Here is a 16,707-nt window from a genome sequence, read left to right on the forward strand (position 1 = left end):
GTCGCCGAGGCATACGCTCGGTCAATTTTCAGATTCGCTGTCTTTGATTTCGCTTTCTCAGTTTTCACATTCTCAGCTTTCACATTCCTCAATTTCATAACCCTTAAATTTCATACTGGAATTTAATACTGGAATTCAAAAAAGGAGGTCGCCCATGCAGACCCAGATCCTCGAACGGATGGAATCCGATGTTCGCACCTATTCACGCTCTTTTCCTGTGGTGTTCACCACGGCAAGGAACGCACGCCTGACCGATGAAGACGGTCGCGAATACATCGATTTTCTGGCCGGCGCCGGCAGCCTCAACTACGGGCACAACAACCCGAAGATCAAGCAGGCGCTCGTCGATTACCTGGCATCCGACGGGATCGTCCACGGCCTCGACTTCTGGACCGCCGCCAAGCGCGACTACCTCGAGACACTTGAAGAACTGATCCTCAAACCACGCGGTCTGGACTACAAGGTGCAATTCCCGGGACCGACCGGCACCAATGCCGTCGAGGCGGCCATTCGCCTGGCACGCAACGTCAAGGGTCGTCACAACATCGTGACCTTCACCAACGGCTTTCATGGTGTGACCATGGGGGCGCTTGCCACCACCGGCAATCGCAAGTTCCGTGAGGCGACAGGCGGGGTCCCCACCGTCGGCGGCACCTTCATGCCTTATGACGGCTACCTGGGCGACGGTACCGACACGCTCGACTACTTCGAGAAGCTGTTGACCGACAAGTCCGGCGGCCTGGACGTGCCAGCCGGCGTCATCGTCGAGACCGTGCAGGGGGAGGGCGGCATCAACGCCGCCGGCCTGGACTGGCTGAAGCGTCTCGAGCAGATCTGTCAGGATAATGACATCCTGCTGATCGTCGACGATATCCAGGCGGGCTGCGGCCGGACCGGCAAGTTCTTCAGCTTCGAGCATGCAGGCATCACCCCGGATATCGTCACCAACTCCAAGTCGCTCTCCGGTTTCGGCCTGCCGTTTGCCCAAGTATTGATGCGCCCCGAACTCGATACCTGGAAGCCGGGCCAGTACAACGGTACGTTCCGCGGCTTCAATCTGGCGTTCACCACCGCTGCTGCCACACTGCGCGAGTACTGGAGTGATGACACCTTCGAGCGCGATGTGCAGCGCAAGGGCAGGGTGGTTGCGGACCGCTTCGCCAAGCTTGCCGCCTGGATCACCGAGCAGGGCATCGAAGCCAGTGAACGTGGGCGTGGCCTGATGCGGGGCATCGACGTCGGTACGGGAGACATCGCCGACAAGATCACTGCCAAGGCATTCGAGAATGGCCTGATCATCGAAACCAGTGGCCAAGACGGCGAAGTGGTCAAATGCCTCTGCCCGCTCACCATCACCGATGAGGACCTGCTCGAAGGGCTGGACATCCTCGAGAAGAGCGCCAAGCAGGCGCTGAGCTGATACGCTTGACCTGCTAGGTTCGAATCAGGGCGACGCGATCCGGTCGCCTGACGTCATGGCCACCATGAAGGTGGCCGAGCCACCGGCCAGTCCCTGGGGCTCGCCAGTCAACGACAGTAATGGAGTCCATCCATGATCGTTCGCAATATCGATGAAGCACGCCAGTCGGACCGCCTGGTCAAGGCCGAGAACGGCAACTGGGACAGCACGCGTTTGGTGCTTGCTGGTGATGGTGGCGGTTTCTCCTTCCACATCACGCGTATCTTCGAGGGCACAGAGACTCACATTCATTACAAGCACCACTATGAATCGGTCTACTGCATCGAGGGCGAAGGCGAGGTCGAGACCCTGGCCGACGGCAAGATCTGGCCGATCAAGCCAGGCGATATCTACATCCTCGACCAGCATGACGAGCACCTGCTGCGTGCCAGCAAGACCATGCACCTTGCCTGCGTGTTCACACCACCGATCACCGGCACCGAGGTTCACCGCGAGGACGGCTCCTACGCGCCTGCCGACGACTGACGGTCACGGCTAACGGATTCTCCCGCTGAAAAAGATGGCGGAATGACAAGCGCTCCCGGCATTTACGTGCCGGGAGCGCTTTAACATGTCCGTATATCATATATTCAGCGCTGTTCGAAGACGATGGTGATCTCAGCCAGGGTGATGCCAAATTTCTTCATTGCCGTGCGGTTGATGAGACGTCCGTCGGGTTGCAGGTACATCCAGTCATCCAGGGTGAAGGTGATCGTGCGTCCCGACACCTCGACGGGCAGCGAATAGCTCATGTTGAATGCATGCCCAGACTGGCGGGCCTCGACGGGCCCCTCGACATCGTTGGCACTGCCAAGCCAGCGACCATCGTCCTGGCGTTCGAAGGTCCAGATCCGGCGATCGGTTTCACCATCCGCATAGTCGAAACGTTCATCGAGTACCAGGGTGTCGCCTTCGAGCTGTCCGTCGATATCGACGGTGAAACGCCGCTGTACGCGTCCTCGGAAATCCTGAACCATGCCCCAGGCGCGAGTCTCGCCATCGAAGTACTCGGCGATATCCAGTCTAGGGGCGGTTCCGGCGTAGTGATCGACATCAACCGCCGTGCAGCCAGCCAACCAGCCGGTCACGATCACGCACAACAGCACGAAACGTATTTTGTACACCATGATCATCTCTGTATAAATTCTGTTGACGTTTTGGAGCTTAGTGGCTTTCGTGACCAAATGCCATGGGTTGCCATGGCCATGCGAAGGATGACTGGCGGAGAGTCTGGATGTGTCTATGTGTGATTTCGCCCCTTTAGTGCGCATAATGTATATTATGTTAAATGTGCTACCATGAAGCTCTCAGGATGACGCATCGCACACGTTGATTTTCCATGCAGCGTTGGACAACGTCCCAATCGACTCCTTATCATCTTGCGACCGGACTCAAGGAATGATTCAACCCCATGCGCCAACGTCTGTTGCCCGATGGCTTGCTGCCCAGTGGTTTGCTCACTTTCACCCTGCTTCTCGGTGGATGCGCTCTACCTGTCGAGCCCACTGAGCCCGAGCCGGTTCTCGGCCCGGATGAGTTTGCCACGCGCATAGAGGGCCTCGAACAGAATCTAGCCGCACGCTGTGAATTGCAGACGGCCAAGGCGGATGAGCAGTTGCTCCAGCAAGCACAACTCAATGCCGATGTGCGAGAGATCGGTAGCCTGCTACGCCATCTGCGTAACGATATCGAGCGTCACGAACGCGATGAGCCTCCGCAGAACGTTGTCGTCAACGAGTGTCAGAACGTTGACAGCGAACTGGCCAACAAGACCGTGCTCGGCCGCAGCGAATGGGTTGGACTGCCGGATGTCGGCACCTACCTCAAGGCCAGAGTGGATTCCGGCGCCAACACGTCATCGCTTTCGGCACGCGAAATCACCCGATTCGAACGTGATGGCGAAAATTGGGTGCGCTTCAAGCTCAGCCTCAATGAAGATGATGTCGTCGTCGACGAGATTCGAGAGGAATGGATCGAGGCACCTATCGAAAGACGGGTGCGCGTGATCCAGGTGGCCGGTGAGGATTCCCGCCCCGTGGTGAGCCTGATGATGACCCTCGGTCCCATTCAGGAGCCAGTCGAATTCACGCTGACGGATCGTGTGCATCTGGACTATCCGGTACTGTTGGGGCGCCGATTCTTGATGGATATCGCCATCATTGATGTTGCCGAATCGTATCGCCATGAGCGCCCGGAGTTTCCGGGAGGCAACCCCGCTGAAGACGCCGAGCTCGACGAGAATGACGAGCCAGACGACGCTTCAGAAGAGTGATCGACTGCTCGCCCCCGCAAGGATGACCCATGTCACGACTCCCCTTCTATCTGATCGTCGGTCTGTTGCTGGTGGCCGGCGTTGCCCTCAGCGTTCATCGCCACGTGCAATTCGAGGTGCCCTGGACGCCCGGCGAACAACGCGAGGTCTGGGAGGTCGAGTCACAGATCACCTTCACCGCCACAGGCGACGCCCCTGTGCTGGTCGACATGGCCTTGCCCACCAACCAACGGGGTTTCCGGCTGCTGACCGAGAACACCGCTTCTCCCGGCTATGGCCTGTCGTTCGTCCAGGAAAATGGCGGGCGCCGTGCCCAGTGGTCGATTCGTGAAGCGGTGGGCAGCCAGCAACTCTATTACACTGCACAATTCCTGGTGGCACCCGGCTCCCGTCCCCCGGAGATCTCCCCACCGCCGCTTCGCGAAGACATCGTGTGGGAACGCCCGTATGACACCGCCGCCGTTCAGGTCATCGAGCGCGCATGGGGACGCAGCGCCAATTCATTCACCTTCGCACGGGAGTTGATTCGCGATTTCGGTGATGAGCGCCAAGGTGAGAATGCGCGCTTGTTGCTCACCCAGTACGAACGTGGCCCGCTGCTCGTGCGCCTACTCAACCAGGCCGGCGTGCCAGCACGTGAGGTCAGCGGGCTGTTGCTCGAAGATGGCCGTCGGCGCCAATCGCTGATGACCTGGGTCCAGGTCTTCGATGACGACGAGTGGACGCTGTTCGACCCAAGGTCGGGTGAGCAAGGGCACCCTGACAACCTGCTGCTATGGGAATCGACTGGCCAGGCCGTACTGGAAGTCCAGGGTGGCACGAATTCCGGGGTCACCTTCTCCATGTTGACCCACAACCAGCCAGCCGCGGCGGCGGTACGCAACCAATTGGATGAAGACTCGCTGCTGAACTTCTCGATCCACAGCTTGCCACTCGAGGATCAGGCCCTTTTCCAGACCATCCTGCTGATTCCCATCGGCGCCCTGGTGGTCGTGCTGCTGCGTGTACTGGTGGGGATCAAGACCTCGGGCACGTTCATGCCCGTGCTGATCGCCCTCGCCTTCATCCAGACCACACTGGTGACCGGCCTGGTCGGCTTCCTGCTGGTGGTGGCCGTTGGCCTTGTGATCCGCAATTATCTCTCTTACCTGAATTTGTTATTGGTAGCGCGAGTCACCGCGGTCATCATCACGGTGATCGCCATCATTTCGGCATTTTCGGTGCTGTCATACCGTTTTGGGCTCAATGCGGGCCTGACCATCACTTTCTTCCCGATGATCATCCTTTCCTGGACCATCGAACGGATGTCGATTCTCTGGGAAGAGGAAGGCCCAAAGCAGGTCCTGATCCAGGGAGGCGGCAGCCTGGTCACCGCGATTCTCGCGTATCTGGCGATGAACAACCCGTGGATTCGCCATATCACCTTCAATTTCCTCGGCGTCCAATTGATCCTCATGGCGATGATCCTGTTGCTTGGCAACTACACCGGTTACCGGCTGCTCGAGTTGCGCCGCTTCAAGCCGGTCACCGAGGATTGATGCCATGAAAGCTCTGGCTGGCTGGACGTCGCCGGGAAAACTGCGGATCAAGGGCATCGTCGGCATGAACCGACGCAACATCCGCTACATCGGCCGCTACAACAATCGTCGCCTCTACCCTCTGGTAGATGACAAGTTGAAGACAAAGCTGCTCGCTCAGGAGTATGGCATCACCACGCCGGCCCTGATCGGCACGGTCACCACCCAATTCGGCGTCAAGCATATTCGCGACATGCTCGAGGGGCATGCCGGCTTCGTCATCAAGCCGGCAAAGGGTAGTGGCGGCAAGGGCATCCTGGTGATCGAACACACCGACCAGGATGCCTACATCAAGCCAAGCGGCGTGCGTCTGACCCTGGAGGATATCGAGCGTCATGTGTCGAATATCCTATCGGGGCTGTACTCGCTTGGGGGTACTCCGGACGTCGCGGTGATCGAGGCGCTGATCAACTTCGACGAAAGGCTTGCCGAATACACCTATGAAGGGGTGCCGGACATCCGCGTGATCGTGTTCAAGGGATACCCGGTGATGGCGATGATGAGGCTCTCCACAGCCGCCTCGGACGGCAAGGCCAACCTGCACCAGGGGGCGGTGGGGGTTGGCCTGGATATCTCATCCGGCGCGGCGATTCGCGGCGTTCAGTTCGACCGAACACGCCACGACCACCCCGACACTGGACATGAGCTGGCAAGCCTGCGGATTCCAGACTGGCATACCCTGCTGGTGCTGGCGGCGGGCTGCTTCGAAATGACCGGACTTGGCTACATCGGCACCGACATGGTACTCGACCGCGATCATGGACCTATGCTGCTGGAACTGAATGCCCGCCCCGGCCTCGCTATTCAGATGGCCAATGGCGAGGGCCTGCGACGACGCCTCGATCTGATCGAGGCCCAACCCGAAGGACAGACACCCGAAGCCCGTGTGGACTTCGCCAAGCGCCACTTCGCCCGCCGCAGCGAACTCGAGCGCAGCGACGAGGGACGTCAGACGCCGACGAATGTCCCGCAGGCAGACACACGTTGAGGGTGCGATTGGTCAGCACCTGCGGCGATGCGTAGAATGAACACGATGAATGACACTCGCACCCTGATGCGCCAGGCAGAGCGGCAATGTGAGCAGCGTGGCGCCCGTTTCACGCCAATTCGGCGTCGCGTGCTCGAGATGATCGCCGCTACCACGGGCGGCTTGAAGGCCTACGACCTGCTTGACCAACTGACCACCGAGCATGCCGCGGCCCGGCCGCCGACGGTATATCGTGCCCTGGAGTTCCTGATCGACCAGGGCCTTGTGCATCGTATCGAATCCCTCAATGCCTATGTGGCGTGCCCCTGCCCCGAACATGTGCATGGCTTCCAGTTGCTGATCTGCAAGCAATGCGGCCTTGTGGAGGAGCTGCATCTGGACGATGTCGATGCGCAACTCGCCTTGCGTGCTCGTGAGCTCGGCTTTCGCGTTGAGCGGCAGACCATTGAGCTACTGGGCAGCTGTGAAGCTTGCCGTGCCGGTATTGCCCAATCGTGATCCGATGCCTTGCGTGATCCGATGCCTTGCAATGCGTGACACCTGAATTCTGAACGGAACTCCGCCATGAGCGACACCTTCAAGCGACTCGAACTCGCCGAGAGAGGCAGCCATCACTCACTCGAAGAGATTCTCGATGCGATTCATTTCAATACTGACGGTCTTATGCCCGCTATTGCCCAGCAGCATGACAGTGGCGAGGTATTGATGATGGCGTGGATGAATCGCGCAGCGCTCGACGAGACCTTGGCAACCGGGCGCGTGTGTTATTGGTCGCGTTCCCGGCAAAAGCTATGGCGCAAGGGGGAGAGCTCGGGTCAGCAACAGCACCTGATAGCCGCGGCACTGGATTGCGACGGCGACACCCTGCTGCTTCAGGTCGACCAGACCGGGCCTGCCTGCCATACCGGTCGGCGCAGCTGCTTCTACGTGGCCTTCGATATCGGAATCGATGCCTGCCAAGCGCGAATCAACAGCGCCCCGCTGATCGACCCCGCGACGCTCTACGGCGCCGGCAAGCAGGGCTGAACGGGTCATGCGCAAGCTCGCCGCCCGGTTCCCGCGATTGGCTCGGGGTGTGCGTGGCAGCCTTGCCTGGCCAATGATTGGTCTGGTGAGACTCTACCAATTGACGCTTAGCCCCCTGCTTGGCCCCCGATGCCGCTACTGGCCGAGTTGTTCGCACTACACCGTGGAAGCCATTCAGGTACACGGCCCCTTCCGAGGTGGCTGGCTCGCTCTGCGGCGCATCGCCCGCTGCCACCCCGGATGTGACGGTGGGCTGGATCCGGTGCCTGGCGGGCCAAGCGAACGGCTCTGCCAGGATGACCCGGAGCTCGACGAGCATTACCGTTGCAAGCCCAACCGGCACTCGGATGCACGTGATGGCTAGGCGCCACCCCCTTTTCGTCACCCCCCTTTGTAGTAGCGGGCTACCACCCCCCTGCCCCGCCTGCGTGCCAGACTCGATGCGTTACCTGACCACAACCCCATCAGGAGAACGCTAATGTCTGCCAAACGATTGCTGATGATCTGCGGTGATTTCGTCGAGGATTACGAGACCATGGTGCCCTTCCAGGCGCTACAGGCCGTCGGCCACCGCGTCGATGCCGTGTGCCCCGACAAGCGCGCCGGAGATTCGGTCGCCACTGCCATTCACGATTTCGAAGGCGACCAGACCTACACCGAAAAGCCTGGCCACCGGTTTGCTCTCAATGCCAGCTTCGACGACATCGCCGTCAATGACTATGATGGATTGGTGATCCCCGGTGGCCGCGCGCCGGAGTATCTGCGCCTCGATCCAAGAGTCATCGAGATCGTTCGCCACTTCTTCAGCGTCGAAAAGCCGGTAGCCGCAATCTGCCACGGCGCGCAGCTTCTGGCGGCCGCCAGGGTTCTCGGGGGGCGCACCTGCGCGGCCTACCCCGCCTGCCGCCCCGAGGTGGAGCTTGCCGGGGGTGAATATGCCGATATCCCCGTCGACAAGGCGGTGACGGAAGGCAACCTGGTGAGTGCCCCGGCCTGGCCCGCGCACCCCGAGTGGATCGCACAGTACCTGGCGCTGCTTGGCACGCGCATCAGCCACGCATAACGGCGATATTCGCGCCAGGGGGCGTCATCAACCACACTATCCACGCTGGCGACCAAGCATCGGTCGTCGGCGCTGGTGCCGGTGCAATACCGAAGGGAGGACCGGATCATGTGCAGGCTCTTCGTTGGTGCAGACCCTGTCTTGTGGGAAGCGCATACTCGCTCGATGCGCCTCGATGGCGTGTGTACCAGTGTCAGGCTCGAAAGCTTCTATTGGAGCGTGCTCGAGGAGATCAGCAAACGTGACGACCTGACCCTCACCCAACTGATTTCCCGCCTGTCGCGTGAATCCGCGGAAGCGGGTCATGATCTCGAAAACTTTGCATCATTCCTGAGGGTCTGCTGCGGCCGCTATCTGACACTGCAACTGGCAGGTGACATCCCCACCACGTCCGCACCGATCGGCGACCTGGATGCCGAAGCGATTCTCCACAGGGAGCATGCGCGCCGGTTGTCGCAGCAAGATCAGACGCTGGCCTGCTCGGCCACGCTGTAGATTCGCTTGAGCATGGCGCTCAAGCCGTTGCTGCGCGTCGGCGAGAGATGCTTGTCGAGCCCCAGGTCACCAAGGAAGTGCGTGCTTGTCTCGCGGATTTCAGTGGCCGGGCGATCATTGTAGATACGCATCAACACCGCAATCAGTCCCGAGACGATAGCGGCATCCGATACCGCGTCGAAGTGGATCACCTCGCCCTCCTCTCGATGGACGATCCAGACATTCGACTGGCACCCCTGAATCTTGTACTCATCGACTTTCCAGTCCTCCGGAAATGTCGGCAACTGCTTGCCCATATCGATGATGTACTGGTAGCGGTCCATCCAGTTGTCGAACATCTCGAATTCTTCCAGCAGCGCCTGCTGAGCCTGCTCGGCAGTGGTTTCAGTGGTCATGGCAACTCCCTAGAGGATTCTTGCCACATTATACCGACTCACACCGACCTTCGTCCGCACCTGTCGGGTCACGCATGGCCAGAAGATGATCGCCTTGTGGATCATTGCAACCAGCATCACCGTTAATCTATTCATAAAGTAATGTAAATTACGTTATATGTAATATGTAATGACTTCCTTTCTCGAACGCGAATCGCTATTCTGCTCTGCAAGTTGGACGCCTTTTTCACCACCAGAAAGACCACAGACAAGGATAAGCAGATGGCCCGCAGCGGGGTGCAGTACGAGGATGTGCAACGGGCAATCGATGACCTGCTGGCCCGGGGTGAGACGCCCAGCGTGCAGAAGATCCGTGAAGTGCTGGGAACCGGCAGTTTCACCACCATTAGCGACCATCTGCGCGAATGGCGAGCCCATCGCGAGGCGAACCGGGACGTACCTCCGCCACGAGGCATGCCGGCAGCGCTGCAGGAACTCGCCGAAACGTTGTGGCAAAGCGCCCAGGAAGCTGCCAACCAGGCACTGGGCCACTACCGTGAAGAAGCCGAACGCCGCGTGGAAGAGGCCAATGCCGCCCTTGCCCAGGCTCGCCGCCAGGCAGAGGATGCCGAGCAGCGTGAGTCGGCGCTGGCCACTCATCTGGCCAACACCGAGCAACGCCTTGAAGAGCGCAGCAATGCATTGGCGCGCAGTGAAGTGGAGAGAGACGCCCTGGCCGAGCAGGTGACGAAACTTGGCGCGAACCATCACAAGCTCGAAGCTCAATTGTCACGACTTCAACAGCAGAAGGAGGCCGCCTCGAGCGACCACCAACAGGCACTCGCCAACCTGGAAACCCAGCATCGCGAGCGCCTCGCCCAGGAAGAACATCGCCATGAAAGCGCCGAGGCTCGGCTGATGGGCCTACTGGACGAAGCCCGACGGGAACGCCAGGCAGCGGAAAAAGGCCATGCGGCGCGCGTCAGCCAACTGGAGAAGCGCCAGGAACAATTGGAACGCCAGATTCAGGAAGCACGCGCCTTGCTTGGCGAAGAGGAAAAGCGCCACCGCGAAACCAGTTGGGCACGTAGCCGGGCCGAGGAGCAGTCACTTACCCGGGAGCATGAACAATCCCTGCTGCAGGCGCGGATCGACGAACAAAAACGGCTTCTCGAGGATCAGGCACGCCGGCTGCGTGACCTGGAAGCCCAGCTACATCGCTGCTTGTGGCAGAGCCCGCCGGAAAACACCGAAGGCCCCGCCGTAGCGGAGCCTTCGCCTGAAACCAAGGGCAATACACCAAAGGATGCTGAACCAGAGAATAATGCGCCCAAGGACAATGAACCTGGGCGCACTCCCGACTGATCAGGGTCAGCTGTCAGCGTTCAACACTCAACTCTCAACAATCAGCGGTAATAGGCGTTGGTGGTGTCGGTGTGATCCGTGACGTCGCGAATACCCGCAAGCTCCGGGATTCGCTCCATCAGGGTCTTCTCGACACCATCCTTGAGGGTCAGGTCGACCGCGGCACAGCCCTGGCAGCCGCCCCCGAAGGCCAGCACCGCCACCTGGTTCTCGGTCAGCTCCACCAGCTTGATCTCACCGCCATGGGAGGCAAGCCCGGGGTTGATCTCGCTGTAGAGGATGTAGTTGACGCGGTCCTCCAGCGGGCTGTCGGCATTGACCTTGGGCATCTTGGCATTGGGTGCCTTGATGGTCAGCTGGCCGCCCATGCGGTCGGCATTGAAGTCCACCACCGCGTCGTCGAGAAACGGCAAGCTGTGCTTGTCGAGGTATACCTTGAGCTTGGGCAGTTCCAGCGGCTCGTCGGTAGGCTCCTCTTCACCGGGGCGGCAGTAGGCGAGACAGGTCTCGGCGTAGGGCGTGCCGGGCTGGGTGATGAAGATACGCACGGCGATCCCCTCGACGCTCTGCTTTTCGAGCAGCTCGGCAAGGTAGTCCTGGGCGCTTTCGGTGATCTGAATATTGTCGCTCATCGGATTCTCACTGGTCGGCCGCGGCGGCGGCGCGCCCCGGCACGAGACAACTCGTGTTGCGGGATGTGGCGTCGCTCGCCGGAAATGTCATGCCCCAATGGTAAGCGAGGCGACGCGGCGAGACAATCCCGACTGTTGTGCTTGGTCTTTGCGGCCACGCCCCCCTGCCCGCAAGCGCCGCCATTTGTTACCATGCACGGCTGACCTCACCCTGGAGATTGTTCCGACCCATGGCCGCTGTTTCCACTGCTCTCTCCTCGACTCGGACTTCGACTCGGGCCGCCTCCCTGACCGACGATCTGTCCCGTCGCATTCTCATGCTCGACGGCGGCATGGGCACCATGCTGCAGAATGCCGGACTCTCCGAGGAGGAGTTCCGTGGCGAACGCTTCAGCGACTGGCCGAGCGACCTCAAGGGCAATAACGATCTGCTGGTGCTGACCTGCCCTGAGTTGGTGACGCGTATCCATCGCCAGTATCTCGAGGCTGGCGCCGACATCGTCGAGACCAACACTTTCAATAGTACCCAGCTTTCCCAGTCCGATTACGGCATGCAGGCGCTGGTGGTGGAGCTCAATCGCGAGTCGGCACGACTGGCTCGCGAGGTATGCGATGCCGTGACCGCCGAGACCGGCGTACCGCGTTACGTGGCCGGCGTTCTCGGCCCCACGTCACGCACCGCGTCGCTGTCCCCGGACGTCAACGACCCGGCCAAGCGCAACGTCACCTTCGATGAGCTTCGCGACAATTACTACGAAGCCGCCGAGGCCCTGATCGAGGGCGGAAGCGACCTTATCCTGATTGAAACGATTTTCGATACCTTGAATGCCAAGGCGGCGATCTACGCCCTGGAGGAGCTCTTCGAGGCACTCGGGGAGCGTTTCCCGGTGATGATCTCCGGGACCATCACCGATGCGTCCGGTCGAACCCTCTCAGGCCAGACCACCGAGGCGTTCTGGAATTCGATCCGCCATGCCCGTCCGCTGTCGGTGGGCCTGAACTGTGCACTGGGCGCCGAGGAGCTGCGGCCCTACCTCGAGGAGCTCGCCACCAAGGCCGATACCTTCGTGTCCGCCCACCCCAACGCCGGGTTACCCAACGAGTTCGGTGAATACGACCAGACCCCCGAGGAGATGGCGGCCATCGTCGCCGAATTCGCCGAAAGCGGCTTGGTCAACATCATCGGCGGCTGCTGTGGCAGCACCCCGGAACACATCGCCGCGATTCACCAGGCGATCCAGGGAGTGACACCACGCCAGATCCCCGAACGCCCAAGGGCCTGCCGCCTGTCGGGGCTCGAGCCATTCAACATCACCGCCGAATCGCTGTTCGTCAATGTCGGCGAGCGTACCAACGTCACCGGTTCGGCGCGATTCAAGCGCCTGATCGTCGAGGAGGATTTCACCACTGCCCTGGAAGTGGCGCTCGAGCAGGTCGAGAACGGTGCCCAGGTCATCGACATCAACATGGACGAGGGCATGCTCGAGTCCGAGGAAGCCATGGTGCGCTTTCTCAACCTGATCGCCGGCGAGCCCGATATCGCCCGTGTGCCGATCATGATCGACTCGTCCAAGTGGCCGATCATCGAGGCAGGCCTCAAGTGCGTACAGGGCAAGGCGGTGGTCAACTCGATCTCGTTGAAGGAAGGCGAGGCATCGTTCCGCGAACAGGCCACCATCTGCCGCCGGCATGGCGCCGCGATAGTGGTCATGGCGTTCGATGAACAGGGCCAGGCCGATACCTTCGCGCGCAAGACCGAAATCTGCCAGCGCGCCTATCGGCTGCTGGTCGATGAGCTCGACTTCCCCCCCGAAGACATCATCTTCGATCCCAACATCTTCGCCATCGCCACCGGTATCGAGGAGCACGACAACTATGCCGTGGACTTCATCGAGGCGACCCGCTGGATTCGTGAGCACCTGCCCCACGCGATGGTCTCGGGGGGCGTCTCCAACGTTTCCTTCTCGTTTCGCGGCAACAACCCGGTGCGCGAGGCGATCCACTCGGTGTTCCTCTACCATGCGATTCGCGCCGGCCTGACCATGGGCATCGTCAATGCCGGCCAACTGGCCGTCTACGATGACCTGCCCGAGGAGCTGCGCGAGGCCGTGGAAGACGTGGTGCAGAACCGCCGTAGCGACTCCACCGAACGGCTGGTCGACATGGCCGACCGCTACAAGGGCGATGGCTCTGGCGCGGCCAAGAAGGAAGACCTTGAATGGCGCAGCTGGGAAGTGGAAAAACGCATTCAGCATGCGCTGGTCAAGGGCATCACCGCCTTCATCGAGGAAGATACCGAACTCGCTCGCCAGCGTGCCACGCGCCCCATCGAGGTTATCGAAGGCCCGCTGATGGATGGCATGAACGTGGTCGGTGACCTGTTCGGCGCTGGCAAGATGTTCCTGCCCCAGGTGGTCAAGTCGGCGCGCGTCATGAAACAGGCGGTGGCCTACCTGATTCCCTATATCGAGGCCGAGAAGAGCGAGGGCGCCCAGGCCAAGGGCAAGATTGTCATGGCCACGGTCAAGGGTGATGTCCACGATATCGGCAAGAACATCGTCGGCGTGGTATTGCAGTGCAATAACTATGAGGTGATCGACCTTGGCGTGATGGTACCCGCCGAGAAGATCCTGCAGACCGCCCGCGAGGTCAATGCCGACATCATCGGGTTGTCCGGGTTGATCACCCCGTCGCTGGATGAAATGGTGCATGTGGCCAAGGAGATGCAGCGCCAGGGCTTCGCCCTGCCCTTGTTGATCGGCGGCGCCACCACGTCCAAGGCGCACACCGCGGTCAAGATCGAGCCGGGCTACGAACATCCGGTAATCTACGTGGCGGACGCCTCGCGCGCCGTCGGCGTGGCAGGCAAGCTGTTGTCCCCCGGGCTCAAGGAAGCCTACGTCGCGGACATACGCAGCGAGTATGAGACGGTGCGCGAACGCAATGCCAAGCGTCGCCCAAAGGCCGCCGATCTCAGCTACGCTGAGGCGCGCAAGCGCAAACTGCCCATCGACTGGGCCGGTTACACACCGCCGCGCCCGACGATGACCGGGCTCAAGGTATTCGATGACTACGACCTCGAAGAGCTGATCGAGCGGATCGACTGGACGCCGTTCTTCATGAGCTGGCAGCTGGCCGGCAAGTACCCGAAGATTCTCGACGACAAGGTGGTCGGCGAGGCCGCGCGCAACCTGTTTCGTGACGCCCAGGCGATGCTTGCAAAGCTTGTTGGCGAGAAGCGCGTCCAGGCGCGTGGCGTGATTGGCCTGTGGCCAGCCAACTGCATCGACGACGACGAGATCGAGGTGTACACCGATGAGTCACGCAGCGAAGTGCTCGAGCGGTTGCACCATATCCGCCAGCAGAGCACCAAAAACCGTGATGGGGTCTGCCATAGCCTTGCTGATTTCATCGCGCCGCGCTTTGCCGTTGATGGCGCGCCACACGGCAAGCCGGATTGGATCGGTGGCTTCGCGGTAACCACGGGGCACGGCGTGGAAGAACTCGCCGAGCAGTACAAGGCCGCCGGTGACGACTACAACGCCATCCTCGTCCAGTCGCTGACCGACCGCCTCGCCGAAGCGTTCGCCGAGCGCATGCACGAGCGGGTACGTAAGGAATTCTGGGGCTACGTGCCGGAAGAAGCCCTCGACAACGACGCGCTGATCGCCGAGAAGTATCAGGGCATCCGCCCTGCCCCGGGCTATCCGGCCTGCCCCGATCACACCGAAAAGGCGACCTTGTTCCGGCTGCTCGATGCCGAACGCAACACTGGCCTGGCGCTGACCGAGAACTTCGCCATGTGGCCAGCGGCGGCGGTCGCGGGCTGGTATTTCTCGCACCCGCAGTCGAAGTACTTCTCCACCGGCAAGATCACCCGCGACCAGGTCGAGGCACTGGCCCAGCGCAAGGGCATGCCACTCGAGGAACTCGAGCGCTGGCTGTCGCCGGTGCTCTCCTACGACCCGGCCTGACCAGGATACGGCCCGCCAACGGCGGGCCGGCATGCCCCGAACAGCGGACCCCGGATGCTACCCGAGCCGACCCGACGCCAGACCATCCTGCGCCTTGCGCTGCCGATCATCGCCGGCATGCTGTCGCAAAGCCTGATCAACCTGATCGATGCCGCCCTGGTCGGCTCCCTGGGAGAGGTGCCGCTGGCTGGCGTGGGAATTGGTGGCTACGCGATGTTCCTGATCACCGCGCTGCTGTTCGGCCTCTCCTCCGGGGTGCAGGCACAGACTGCTCGACGACATGGCGAGAAGGCCTGGCAGCGGCTCGCCATGGCGCTCAATGCGGGACTCGTGATCGCAACAGTCATTGCGCTCCCGGTGAGCCTGCTGTGCCTGTGGCAGGCCCCGCGCCTGCTGGCGCTGATCAACCAAGACCCCGCTGTCAATGCCGTGGCGGTGGAGTACTTTCGCTGGCGCGTCGTCTCGCTGTTGGCGGTCGCCATGATCTTCTGCTTCCGGGGCTACTGGAATGGCATCCAGCAGACAGGTATCTACCTGCGCATCATCCTGGTCATGCACGTCATCAATGTCGCCGCAAGCGTCGTACTGATCTTCGGTTACCTGGGCCTGCCCGCCATGGGGGCGGCGGGCGCGGGCGCCGGAACCACGCTCTCGTTGTTCGCGGGGCTCGGCATCTGGTGTCTGATCAGCCTGCGCCGCGCCAGATCCAGCGGCTTTCTCGCCGGGCTGCCTAGACAACGCACCTTCGTCACGACGCTGCAACTGGCAGCTCCGCACTCCTTTCAACAGCTGTGGTTTGCCGGCGGTTATGCCGCGCTGTTCTGGATTCTCGGCCAGATCGGCACCTCGAGCGTGGCCGTGGGCCATGTGCTGGTGAATCTCTCCCTGCTGCTGATCTTGCCGGGCGTCGGCATGGGCATGGCGGCGATGAGCCTGGTCGGCCAGGCCCTGGGTCGCGACGAACTGGGCGATGCCCATCGCTGGGGATGGGACGTGGTCAATCTCGCCTGGGTATGCCTGGCGGTTCTGGCCCTGCCGATGCTGCTGTTCCCCAGTGCCGTGCTCGGCTTGTTTGTTCACGACCCGGCACTCATTGCCCTGGGACGGTTGCCGCTGCAGTTGACCGCACTGATGATCGTGCTGGATGCCGCTGCCCTGGTGCTCGGGCAGGCCCTGCTGGGGGCTGGCGCCAACCGCATCGTGATGACCACCACGCTGAGCCTGCAGTGGCTGGTCTTTCTGCCACTGGCCTGGTGGGTCGGCGTGGGGCTGGAGCAAGGTCTCGTCGGCATCTGGTGGGTCCAGCTTGGCTACCGATGCCTCAACTCGATGTGGTTCGGACTGATCTGGCAGCGTCGGCGGTGGCAACGACTTCGTGTATGATCTACCTAGCGCCCTTAATTACAAATGATATAAAAAATATAATCATTTATTCTTTCCAAGTATATAGAGAGAGGAGTATCGTGCTTCCACGGCTCTATA

At 61.1% G+C, this 16,707-nt stretch carries 16 protein-coding genes; 13 read left to right on the forward strand and 3 right to left on the reverse strand.

The window, feature by feature from the left end:
• Nucleotides 1-154 precede the first annotated feature (154 nt).
• Together ectB and C6V82_RS06925 are read left to right on the forward strand one after the other, a co-directional pair.
• Nucleotides 155-1,420 (forward strand): diaminobutyrate--2-oxoglutarate transaminase, encoded by a 1,266-nt coding sequence (ectB, locus tag C6V82_RS06920; RefSeq protein ID WP_102589017.1) that lies wholly within the window; start codon nt 155-157, stop codon nt 1,418-1,420.
• 132 nt (nt 1,421-1,552) lie between these two features.
• On the forward strand, nt 1,553-1,945 hold the full coding sequence (locus C6V82_RS06925) for an ectoine synthase (protein ID WP_102589016.1): 393 nt from the start codon (nt 1,553-1,555) through the stop codon (nt 1,943-1,945).
• A 104-nt stretch (nt 1,946-2,049) separates the two neighbouring features.
• Here C6V82_RS06925 and C6V82_RS06930 read toward each other — a convergent pair whose 3' ends face one another.
• Complete coding sequence (locus C6V82_RS06930) at nt 2,050-2,586, reverse strand: DUF3833 domain-containing protein (protein ID WP_229842995.1); 537 nt, start codon at nt 2,584-2,586, stop codon at nt 2,050-2,052.
• Nucleotides 2,587-2,870: 284 nt separating this feature from the next.
• Here C6V82_RS06930 and C6V82_RS06935 point away from each other — a divergent pair, with 284 nt between their 5' ends.
• The 8 genes from C6V82_RS06935 (at nt 2,871) to C6V82_RS06970 (ending at nt 8,880) form a co-directional block, all read left to right on the forward strand.
• Entirely contained in the window at nt 2,871-3,731 is an 861-nt protein-coding gene (locus tag C6V82_RS06935) for an ATP-dependent zinc protease family protein (RefSeq protein WP_102589014.1), read from the forward strand.
• A 29-nt stretch (nt 3,732-3,760) separates the two neighbouring features.
• Complete coding sequence (locus C6V82_RS06940) at nt 3,761-5,269, forward strand: UUP1 family membrane protein (RefSeq protein WP_102589013.1); 1,509 nt, start codon at nt 3,761-3,763, stop codon at nt 5,267-5,269.
• A 4-nt stretch (nt 5,270-5,273) separates the two neighbouring features.
• Complete coding sequence (locus C6V82_RS06945; RefSeq protein WP_102589012.1) at nt 5,274-6,296, forward strand: alpha-L-glutamate ligase-like protein; 1,023 nt, start codon at nt 5,274-5,276, stop codon at nt 6,294-6,296.
• A 45-nt stretch (nt 6,297-6,341) separates the two neighbouring features.
• Complete coding sequence (locus C6V82_RS06950; protein WP_102589037.1) at nt 6,342-6,794, forward strand: Fur family transcriptional regulator; 453 nt, start codon at nt 6,342-6,344, stop codon at nt 6,792-6,794.
• Between the two features lie 66 nt (nt 6,795-6,860).
• Entirely contained in the window at nt 6,861-7,322 is a 462-nt protein-coding gene (gene hisI, locus C6V82_RS06955) for a phosphoribosyl-AMP cyclohydrolase (RefSeq protein WP_102589011.1), read from the forward strand.
• Nucleotides 7,323-7,329: 7 nt separating this feature from the next.
• Complete coding sequence (yidD, locus tag C6V82_RS06960) at nt 7,330-7,686, forward strand: membrane protein insertion efficiency factor YidD (protein ID WP_102589010.1); 357 nt, start codon at nt 7,330-7,332, stop codon at nt 7,684-7,686.
• Nucleotides 7,687-7,800: 114 nt separating this feature from the next.
• Nucleotides 7,801-8,385 (forward strand): DJ-1/PfpI family protein, encoded by a 585-nt coding sequence (locus C6V82_RS06965; RefSeq protein ID WP_102589009.1) that lies wholly within the window; start codon nt 7,801-7,803, stop codon nt 8,383-8,385.
• A 108-nt stretch (nt 8,386-8,493) separates the two neighbouring features.
• Entirely contained in the window at nt 8,494-8,880 is a 387-nt protein-coding gene (locus C6V82_RS06970) for a ribbon-helix-helix domain-containing protein (RefSeq protein ID WP_102589008.1), read from the forward strand.
• On the opposite strand, the gene C6V82_RS06975 is transcribed toward C6V82_RS06970, so the two are convergent.
• Entirely contained in the window at nt 8,850-9,275 is a 426-nt protein-coding gene (locus C6V82_RS06975; protein WP_102589007.1) for a SufE family protein, read from the reverse strand. The genes C6V82_RS06970 and C6V82_RS06975 overlap by 31 nt on opposite strands.
• Before the next feature lie 261 nt (nt 9,276-9,536).
• On the opposite strand from C6V82_RS06975, the gene C6V82_RS06980 reads away from it, so the two are divergent.
• Nucleotides 9,537-10,619: a DNA-binding protein gene (locus tag C6V82_RS06980; RefSeq protein WP_102589006.1), complete on the forward strand. Its 1,083-nt coding sequence runs from the start codon at nt 9,537-9,539 to the stop codon at nt 10,617-10,619.
• 41 nt (nt 10,620-10,660) lie between these two features.
• On the opposite strand, the gene nfuA is transcribed toward C6V82_RS06980, so the two are convergent.
• Nucleotides 10,661-11,251: a Fe-S biogenesis protein NfuA gene (nfuA, locus tag C6V82_RS06985; protein WP_102589005.1), complete on the reverse strand. Its 591-nt coding sequence runs from the start codon at nt 11,249-11,251 to the stop codon at nt 10,661-10,663.
• A 230-nt stretch (nt 11,252-11,481) separates the two neighbouring features.
• Between nfuA and metH the strand changes: the two genes are divergently transcribed.
• Nucleotides 11,482-15,225 (forward strand): methionine synthase, encoded by a 3,744-nt coding sequence (metH, locus tag C6V82_RS06990; protein ID WP_102589004.1) that lies wholly within the window; start codon nt 11,482-11,484, stop codon nt 15,223-15,225.
• A gap of 54 nt (nt 15,226-15,279) precedes the next feature.
• Nucleotides 15,280-16,608, forward strand: a complete 1,329-nt coding sequence (locus C6V82_RS06995) for an MATE family efflux transporter (RefSeq protein WP_102589003.1) — start codon at nt 15,280-15,282, stop codon at nt 16,606-16,608.
• Nucleotides 16,609-16,707 lie beyond the last annotated feature (99 nt).

The organism is Halomonas urumqiensis (assembly GCF_003028575.1).
Taxonomy (GTDB): domain Bacteria; phylum Pseudomonadota; class Gammaproteobacteria; order Pseudomonadales; family Halomonadaceae; genus Halomonas; species Halomonas urumqiensis.

Bases quoted from the DNA above. Each gene is read 5' to 3' on its own strand.
- ectB (WP_102589017.1), top strand. From the start codon at position 155: ATGCAGACCCAGATCCTCGAACGGATGGAATCCGATGTTCGCACCTAT.
- C6V82_RS06925 (WP_102589016.1), top strand. From the start codon at position 1,553: ATGATCGTTCGCAATATCGATGAAGCACGCCAGTCGGACCGCCTGGTC.
- C6V82_RS06930 (WP_229842995.1), bottom strand. From the start codon at position 2,586: ATGGTGTACAAAATACGTTTCGTGCTGTTGTGCGTGATCGTGACCGGC.
- C6V82_RS06935 (WP_102589014.1), top strand. From the start codon at position 2,871: ATGCGCCAACGTCTGTTGCCCGATGGCTTGCTGCCCAGTGGTTTGCTC.
- C6V82_RS06940 (WP_102589013.1), top strand. From the start codon at position 3,761: ATGTCACGACTCCCCTTCTATCTGATCGTCGGTCTGTTGCTGGTGGCC.
- C6V82_RS06945 (WP_102589012.1), top strand. From the start codon at position 5,274: ATGAAAGCTCTGGCTGGCTGGACGTCGCCGGGAAAACTGCGGATCAAG.
- C6V82_RS06950 (WP_102589037.1), top strand. From the start codon at position 6,342: ATGAATGACACTCGCACCCTGATGCGCCAGGCAGAGCGGCAATGTGAG.
- hisI (WP_102589011.1), top strand. From the start codon at position 6,861: ATGAGCGACACCTTCAAGCGACTCGAACTCGCCGAGAGAGGCAGCCAT.
- yidD (WP_102589010.1), top strand. From the start codon at position 7,330: ATGCGCAAGCTCGCCGCCCGGTTCCCGCGATTGGCTCGGGGTGTGCGT.
- C6V82_RS06965 (WP_102589009.1), top strand. From the start codon at position 7,801: ATGTCTGCCAAACGATTGCTGATGATCTGCGGTGATTTCGTCGAGGAT.
- C6V82_RS06970 (WP_102589008.1), top strand. From the start codon at position 8,494: ATGTGCAGGCTCTTCGTTGGTGCAGACCCTGTCTTGTGGGAAGCGCAT.
- C6V82_RS06975 (WP_102589007.1), bottom strand. From the start codon at position 9,275: ATGACCACTGAAACCACTGCCGAGCAGGCTCAGCAGGCGCTGCTGGAA.
- C6V82_RS06980 (WP_102589006.1), top strand. From the start codon at position 9,537: ATGGCCCGCAGCGGGGTGCAGTACGAGGATGTGCAACGGGCAATCGAT.
- nfuA (WP_102589005.1), bottom strand. From the start codon at position 11,251: ATGAGCGACAATATTCAGATCACCGAAAGCGCCCAGGACTACCTTGCC.
- metH (WP_102589004.1), top strand. From the start codon at position 11,482: ATGGCCGCTGTTTCCACTGCTCTCTCCTCGACTCGGACTTCGACTCGG.
- C6V82_RS06995 (WP_102589003.1), top strand. From the start codon at position 15,280: ATGCTACCCGAGCCGACCCGACGCCAGACCATCCTGCGCCTTGCGCTG.